1 protein-coding gene and 1 pseudogene are annotated in these 3,733 nt (G+C 42.6%); both read right to left on the reverse strand.

Features of this window, described 5'->3' with window-relative positions:
• Positions 1-626 (reverse strand): annotated as a pseudogene (locus BACCELL_RS26725) (hypothetical protein); the annotation flags it as partial.
• A partial coding sequence (locus BACCELL_RS01725) for a phage tail tape measure protein (RefSeq protein WP_007209772.1) occupies positions 623-3,733 on the reverse strand: 3,111 nt, incomplete at its 5' end. The pseudogene BACCELL_RS26725 and the gene BACCELL_RS01725, both read right to left, overlap by 4 nt.

A 3,733-nucleotide genomic window follows, 5' to 3' on the forward strand; every position in this document is an offset into this window, starting at 1 on the left:
TTACAAACCTCTTCTAAAACTTCCTTTAACTTCATTGGCTTATCGTCCTCGTCAAAAAAATCTTGTTCGCTCAGCACCATATCTGCAAGAACATTCTCTTCTGTTGAGTACGCCGCTTTGCTGGAAGCATATATATGTGGCATATAGACTGCATCATATCTACCATTGGACTCCTTGATGCAAAGTTGTAAAAGATACCACAATGAAACAAAGCCTCTGTTTTTTTCCTTTATAGTATAGTCGATAAATTCCAATACAGACATAGCTGAGATACACTCTATCTCAAGCGTAAAAGTCTTCGCTGTATAGTCCTGAGTATACAATTCCGGTTTAATAAAGCCGCACCAAGTTATCACACCGTTTTTCTTTAGCGTCACCCGGAATTCCTTGTAAGCAGTCGAGAAGAGAGATTGAAGATAATCGCTACCCACAACCTGTAATTTTGCCGTTGAAAACCGGGTAGGTGTGTAAAGAAACTCTTCACCCTCTATATCTACTGTAAACGGGGTAGCACCAGCGGTTAATTCCGTCGGTGTACCTTCATATCCATCTTTTTCGATTTCCACCACACAAGGAATATTATCCAGCGTGGCGAAAGGAACTGTGTAAATCAAACTATAGCTCATCCTATTGGTTTTTTACCTTGTGATTTAAGTTCATTATTGATAGTAAGAATAAGGTCTTTAGAGCGCACCTTAGTAGTCACTGTGGAAGCTAACATCTTATCACCTCTCATCTTACCCGAATTGATAGCCTCGAACAAATTAGATTGCTGCCGAGCGTTCAAAATCATTTCCCCGGCATTAACCCGGGCTAGAATCTTGTCACCTGAAGATGGACCACCGGTTACAATACCACCACTGGCAAACTTGGGAATTGCCGCCGCAGCGATTAAAGCCTGCATTGTTGCTATTTGAGCCGCAGCAAGCGCAGGGCCAGCAAAAGGAATATAAGCATAAGCAGCTGTACTTTTAGCTGCCATTTCTACAGATGCCGCTGTTGTTTTTGCTGTACTGGCAGTGACTTCTGCCGCGGTTTGTGTGCCTAACGCCGTAATTTCAGCTGTAGTTTCCGCAGTCTTATTGGTAACCTTTGTCGCAGTGGTAGCTGTATCAATCGCAGCCTCTGCCTCTTTTGCCCTGGCTAATTTATTGGTCAATTCCGTCAATGTCTCAATGGTCTTACATATACTCATAATACCATCAATTGTATTTGTCATTGCATTCCAAACTGCCATGATACGTTCCCATCCGGATGCATCGACATCATTCATGACATCACGGAGATTCTCAAATGCACTCACCATCCGATCAGAACTGCTTGCCACATCCTTAATCCCGGAATATATTCCCTCGTTCAGTTCCTTTGAGAAATCTTCTACGTCCTGTTTTACCTGAGCTATCTTCAAGGCTGTCCCCAAATCATCGGTATTCCGAATGGCATTATTCAACTCCTCTTGAATTTCTTTTGCCAGATCGCTTGTCTTGTCTTTGACTCCGTTGAGCTTTTCCTTCAAGTTATCCCTATACTCAATCCAGATATCAACTTTTTCGGAAAGCTTATCAGTGTCAGTTTTCTTGTAGTCAAAAGTTGTATCACGCTGTCGGAGCTTGGGCATCTGGAAACTTTTCTCCATGTTTTCTCCAACTACTCCCTGCATTCTTTTTATAAGCTCATCGGCGGCATCCCCTACGCCTTCAATGGATATCGCTGAGTTGGCGGCTGCCATAGCCGCATCAATGAGCGCCTGTCGGTATTCTTCCTCTGATATAAGCTTCTTATCTAATTTGGTTTTTGCAAGAGATACGGACGTCTGGTATTCCTTTTCTACTTTGGCCAACTCGATCTGAACCTTATCCTCTTTATACAAAGGATTATCTACTTTGTCCTGAAGCAACTTTATATATTTACTGTTTAGTACAGCTTTGTCGTCGGAAGACTTGGCTTCAATTAGGGATTTTCGATTTAATTCGTCATAAGCTTTGTTATATTGATCTGTTGTTAATTTCTCAACTTCTTTACGGGCGTTCAACTCTCGCAATGATTGAGCATAACGTTCTTGTTGCTTCTGGAGTTCAGTCTGGTCTGGGTCATCATCGTTGCCATTCCCTCCTGTATTTCCTGCCAGCGCATTAGCTTTCATCTGTGCTTTTTTTATACCTGCTCTCGCATCATTAAGAGAACGGAGGTTTTCCATATATTCATCAAGACCATTCCTTATTCCTGTCTCAGTACCATTTAACCCGAATTTTGTCCTAAATCCCATAGGAAGACCTGATTTATCCAGGTATCCATAATCTGAAATAGTCTTAACCATGTCATCCATGGAATAACCTTCTTTACCACCATAATCTTCTTTAAACCTCTTAGACAACTCTTTGTTATTGTTTTCTATTTCTGGTATTTTATTTGCATAATATTGGGCTTTTGCAGTTTCTTCTAATAATTGCACTCTTTTAGCAATCAACTTATTAAGTTCTTCTTGGGATTTATTTTCCACTCCAAGCATTTTTTGGAGCTGGGTTTGAGCATTGTTTATTTCATTCAAACTTTTCTTCTTATCATTCATAATGCTCAACTGCGTTTTGAGCATAACTACTTCTTGGGTGTTACCAACTTTTTCGACCTCTGCTTTATATTCAGAGAAAATATTCTTTATACGCTTGGCTTCCGTATACATATTATATAGCTTCCCCACAACCATACTAATTGCAGTGATTAGAGCCATTGGCCAAACAGCAGACCAAAGAGACTTCAAAGCAATGGCGACTTTAGCCCAAGCAAGTTTAATAGTATTGGCGGTTTTTCCCCATATAGTAGTAGTTTGTAACGCAGCCGCTTTGTCAGATGCGATCTTCGCCGCGTCTATTGCTCTTTTGTCTGCCAATACCGCGGCATTGAAAGCTTTCTCCGCCTTTGCCAACTGGGATTTACTTGCAAGTCGTTGGCCATTCTCTTTTGTCTCATAAGCAGTCTTGGTAGCTTCCAGAGCTTTTTCCGCTTCTATGCGTTTCTGAGCGGCAAGTAGTTTCTGCTCCTCTGCAACCTTGGATTTATTGACAGTCGTAGTTATGAAGTTCCACTGTGTCATAAAGAAACCTACAATAGATTGCAATAACTTTCCGCTAACAAGCGTAACGATAAAAGCCACCAATCCGGAAAAACCTGATTTCAAATCACGCAACAAGCTGGTAAACCAGTTTATCATGTCTTTCAGTGGCCCATTGGTGTTTTCTGACATCTTGATCATGAGAGCTTCCCACGCAGACCCCAGACCTGCCATTGCGCCTTTCACGTTATCGCCCATCGTAGAAGCCATCTGATCGAGATCACCTTCCACACCTGTTATGGCATCTCTAAGCGGTGTTATCTTGTCTGCTGACTGCAGGAAAGCATTGAATGCGGCAACACTACGCTTGTCTGTCAACTGCAATGTGGTGTTCAAGTCCACCCCCTTGTCTTTCAACTTTTGTAAGCCTGATACAAGCTCCGGCAGTGTCTTGACGGGTCCGCCCAAAGCTGTAGCAAGTTTCCCGCCACCGTCGGCCAAGTTAAGCAATATGTTACGCGTAGCCGTGGCGGCTGATGATGCATCAAAGCCCGAATCTGCCAGTTTCCCGAGCAAAGCCAGCGTATCTTCTATCTCGAAATTGAAAGCCTTCGCAACCGGTCCAACCGTTGGCAGCGCATCACGGAGATAAGCAAAAGATAGCGCACTTTTCGTTGTGGCTAT

It is taken from the genome of Bacteroides cellulosilyticus DSM 14838 (assembly GCF_000158035.1).
Lineage (GTDB): Bacteria > Bacteroidota > Bacteroidia > Bacteroidales > Bacteroidaceae > Bacteroides > Bacteroides cellulosilyticus.